Source organism: Nevskia soli (assembly GCF_903970205.1).
Classification (GTDB): domain Bacteria; phylum Acidobacteriota; class Terriglobia; order Bryobacterales; family Bryobacteraceae; genus Bog-113.
Map to the genome: position 1 here is coordinate 1 of NZ_CAJCHS010000277.1, position 5,015 is coordinate 5,015.

The 5,015-nt window shown below is 57.2% G+C and carries 2 protein-coding genes; both read left to right on the plus strand.

Annotated elements, in window-relative coordinates:
• The coding region (locus tag H1Y01_RS20065; protein WP_180540840.1) for a dienelactone hydrolase family protein at positions 1-166 on the plus strand (166 nt) is incomplete at its 5' end.
• 196 nt (positions 167-362) lie between these two features.
• Positions 363-5,015 (plus strand): Ig-like domain repeat protein (locus H1Y01_RS12440; protein ID WP_180540841.1); only part of this gene is annotated, 4,653 nt, incomplete at its 3' end.

Genomic DNA, 5,015 nt, shown 5'->3' on the forward strand with positions numbered 1-5,015 from the left:
ACTCGCGGCAAGCACTGCGGATGCCGAGTTATTCCTTTATCCTGGCGATGGGCACCTGTTTGCGGATAATAGCCTGCCTTCTTACGATGAAAGTGCAGCCGCTCTTCTTACCGAACGGGTGCTCCGGTTTCTCGCCGAAGTAGGAAGCAGTGCACAGACGGGGTAACTGGGATCTTGCCGGGTCCGAAGTCCGGCGTCAGCGGGCGCGAAACTTCTCAGTCTTTTTTTTTACTTTATCTTAAGGTTTCACGCAGAGAACACTTTCGATTCTTATAACTTTCCTATTTGTCGCCGAATAAATCCTTAGGGCCAAAAGTAGCGCGGCCTTAAGCGTTGTTCAAAGCGGATAGGAAAGAATCAAAATGAATTTAAAGCGGCTTATTTTTACGTTATTACTTGGCAGTGCGTTCGCGGCGGCCCAGCCCGTCCCGCCGACGGTTCCGGCCGCATACCAGAGTCTCTACTCGGAACTGCAGGCAGACATCTCCTCGTTCGTACAATCGATGCCGACGCCGGCGAACGGTTCCAGCAACTCGACGATCTATTCCGCTCAGCTACTCACCGCGACTTCGAACCAGGGGCCCTCGCTCCTGGGAGCCAACTATTACACCTCGATCGTCCTTCCGGAGCTACAGGAACTGCAGGCCTTGGGTGTAACCGCCGTTACAGTCCACATCAATTTTCCAATTCTCTATCAACCTTATTACTCCAACCCGCAAGACTTCCAGAACTATGTCAGTTTTTATCAGCGGTTGGCCCAGCAGATCCACGCCAACGGCCTGAAGATGACAGTCGAAACCACGGTCGCTTCCGCGGGCGCGGGAAGCAACGGCGGGATTTACGCTCCTTATTATGCGACGCTGTCCTGGAACGACTACATTGCCGGACGGGCGCAGAATGCGGTCAACGTGGCGAAGCTGATCCAGCCCGACTTTATGTCGGTGATCACGGAGCCCGACTCCGAGTCGCAAAACAGCGGACAGCCCACGGCGGGTACTCCGGCCGGAAGTCTGCAGGAGCTACAGACGATTCTCGCCGCCTTACAAGCCGCCAATGTGACCAATGTTCCGGTGGGCGCCGGCGCCGGCACCTGGATCAATTCATTTACGACCTATATTCAAAACGTTCTCTCGACGCCGATCTCTTATGTCGACGTTCACATGTATTCGGTATCGAATTCATTCCCGGAGAACGCGCTCACCGCAGCTGCGATGGCGCAGGCGGCGGGTCTGCCGATCGCGATGGGGGAAACATGGTGTAAGAAGATTTCGGCTGCGCAACTGGCATCACAGACCGGCGAACTGAATAACGAATCGGTTGATGCCCAAGGCATGTTCAGCTTCTGGGAGCCGCTGGATCAGATGTACCTCCAGGCCTTGGTGGACATGGCTCAAGCGGGTCAGTTCCTGTTCATTGCTCCGTTTTGGACCAGCGAGTTTTTCGCGTACCTGGACTACGGACAATATGGGTCGCAAACACCGGATCAAATCATGTCGGCCATAACCGTGGCGGCCGGAAGCGCACGTCAGATCGGAGCTTTCACTCCGGTCGGGCAGACGTGGGAAACGTTAATCCTACCCGCGCCGGATACATCGGCGCCTCAGGTCCCAGGGCCGCCTTCGATCGGTGCAGTGGGTCAGAATATCGTGCAAGTATTATGGAATCCGACCACGGATAACGTGGGCGTGGCGGGTTACTATCTATTCCGGAATGGGACGTTACTGTATACGTCAAGTCAAGTCAATTACGACGACAACTCAGTTGTGCCGTCGACCACCTACTCTTACCAACTACAGGCTTTCGACGCCGCTGGAAATGTTTCGGCAATGTCGGCGCCCGCGTCGGCGACAACCCTGGCAATCCCTGACCAGACGCCTCCGTCTACACCGACCGGTCTAGCAGGCGTTGGTCTGTCCGATCTGAGTGTGGGCCTTTCCTGGCAACCCTCGACGGACAATAACGGCGTCGCCGGGTACCACATTTACCGCGGAGTGAGCGCGACCGCTTTGAATATCTATGCCACGTCGACTACAGCCTCGTTCACCGATTCCAACAATACGTACCCGAAGACCACCTATTACTATGCGGTAACGGCCTTCGACAGCTCCGGTAATGTTTCTGTGCAGAGCGCCGCCATCGCAGTGACCACGCTTCCGGATACGACCCCGCCGAGCGCTCCCGCCAGTCTCACCGCGGTTGCACAGGGACCGCAACAGGTGGGCCTGAGCTGGTCGCCTTCGACGGACGACGTGAACGTGTCCGGGTACAGCATCTCACGCGGGAAAACGCCAAGTACGATGATCGCGGTGGGTAATACAAGCGCAACGTCGTTCGTAGATACCGCTGGGTTGTCGGCCGCGCAGACGTACTATTACATCGTGCAGGCCTATGACGAAGCTGCGAACTATTCGGCCGCAAGCCCGATGGCAACGGTTACAACACCGCCGGTTACGACTCCCCCGACGGTGTCGCTTCAAACGTCGGTATCGCCTTCCAACATCGGCCAAAGCGTGACTTTTACGGCTACAGTCCGTCTTACTTCCGGTACGATTCCAAATGGCGAGACTGTCAGCTTTAGCGATGGCGCCACCCAGATTGGCTCGGGCACAACTAACGGCGGTATCGCAACTTTCAGTACGGGATCGCTTGCCCCGGGCAGTCATTCGGTGTTCGCGACCTATCCGGGAGACGGAACCTACCAGGGGGCGACTTCGGCCGCGGTGAATCAAGTGGTTCTTAAGAACTCCACGGCGACGGTGGTTACATCCTCGTTGAATCCGGCCACCTATGGGCAATCGGTGACGTTCACCGCGTTGGTTTCTTCCTCGGGCACGTTACCCACGGGAAGCGTCACGTTCAAGAACGGGGCGACGACAATCGGTTCGAGTACTCTTGTCAACGGCGCCGCTGCGTTTTCAACCACAACTCTGGCTACCGGTACGAATTCAATAACCGCCTTTTATGGGGGCGACGCGTCTTCGTTAACCAGCACGTCGGCGGCGATAAACCAGGTGGTGAACGATGCCGTCATCACGCTCGCGGTGCAATCCGGTACGAATCCGTCGACGCTCAATGAGCAAGTTACCTTCACCGCCATCCTCACCGTCCCGAATGGCGGCAGCCCGACAGGAACCGTTACGTTTTCGCAAAACGGCCAAGTCATCGGGTCGCCCGCCGTGGTGGCATCCCAGCGAGCCAGTGTGAGTACCAGCTTTTCCGCTCCGGGCACTTACTCGATTACCGCCGTCTATTCGGGAGACGCGAACTTCGCTCCCGCTGGTACTTCGCAGGCTCTAAGCCAGACGGTTACTTCGGGGTCCACGACGATATCCGTAGTCTCGTCGGGGTCACCGGCGAACCCAGGCAGTCCGGTTACGTTTACGGCTACGATTAAAAGCTCGGAAGCGGTAATGGTGCGTGCGCGCCTCCTGACTCGGGACATTGTTCATTTCTCCAGCGGAACCGTCCCCAACGGTGAAACCGTTACTTTTAAGGATGGAACCTTGGTTATCGGCTCGGGTGTAACCGCATCAGGAATCGCCACGTTCACTACATCCTCACTCGCCGTGGGAACGCACTCCATCACCGCGAGCTATAGCGGGGATACGGAGTACTCGGCGAGCACATCCACGCCGATTTCTCAGACGATCTCGAAAAATACAACTACGACATCCATCACTTCGAACTTGAACCCGTCCAGCTACGAGCAGCCGGTCACGTTTACCGCAACGGTATCTTCCCCGGGGGTCACGCCGACGGGCACGGTGACTTTCGAGAACGGATCGAAGGCAATCGGGTCCGGTACGCTCACTAACGGGGTTGCTACTTTTACGACGGTAAACCTGGCTACGGGCACGAGTTCGATAATAGCCGTATATGAGGGCGACGCGTCCTCGTTGACCAGCACATCACCGGCGCTGAACCAGATGGTGAATGATGCCGCGATCACGATCGCGCTGAGATCGAGCGCAAGTGCGCCGCCGATCAACCAGCAGGTTACTTTCACCGCAACGCTCACGGTCCCGAATGGCGGGACTCCGACGGGGACCGTTACGTTTTCGCAGAATGGTCACGTAATCGGATCTCCCGCCGCGGTGGCATCACGGCAAGCCTCCATCAGCACCAGTTTTTCCGCGCCGGGTACTTACTCGATCACCGCCGTGTATTCGGGAGACGCGAACTTCTCTTCCGCTACATCGCCAGCTTTGAGCCAGACGGTCAACACGGCATCTACGACGACAACGATCACGACTTCCGGATCGCCGGCGAGCGTGGGCACTCCGGTCACGTTTACGGCCACCATTCATCCCGCCAGCGGTAGCATCCCGAATGGTGAAACAGTCACCTTCAAAGGTGGAACGACGGTACTTGGATCGGGTGTAACCGCATCAGGAATCGCTACGTTCACTACATCCTCACTCGCCGTGGGAACGCAGTCCATTACCGCCAGTTATGGCGGAGATACGGACTACTCGGCGAGCACATCCGCGCCGATTTCGCAGACGATCTCGAAGAACACAACCACGACGACAGTAACCTCGAACCTGAACCCTTCCAGCTACGAGCAGTCGATTACTCTGACCGCAACGGTAACTTCCCCAGGGGCTACCCCCACCGGCACGGTTACTTTCGAGAACGGATCGACGCCAATCGGCTCCGGTACTCTCGCTAACGGAGTAGCTACTCTTTCGACTGCAAATCTCGCCACGGGCACGAGTTCGATTACTGCCGTGTATGGAGGCGACGCGTCCTCGTTAAACAGCACGTCACCGGCGCTGAATCAGGTAGTAAACCACGCTTCAATCACGATCGCGCTGAGATCGAGCGCAAGTGCGCCGCCGATCAATCAGCAGGTTACCTTCACCGCAACGCTCACGGTCCCAAATGGCGGGAATCCGACGGGGACCGTTACGTTTTCGCAGAATGGTCACGTAATCGGATCTCCCGCCGCGGTGGCATCACGGCAAGCCTCCATCAGCACCAGTTTTTCCGCGCCGGGTACTTACTCGATCACC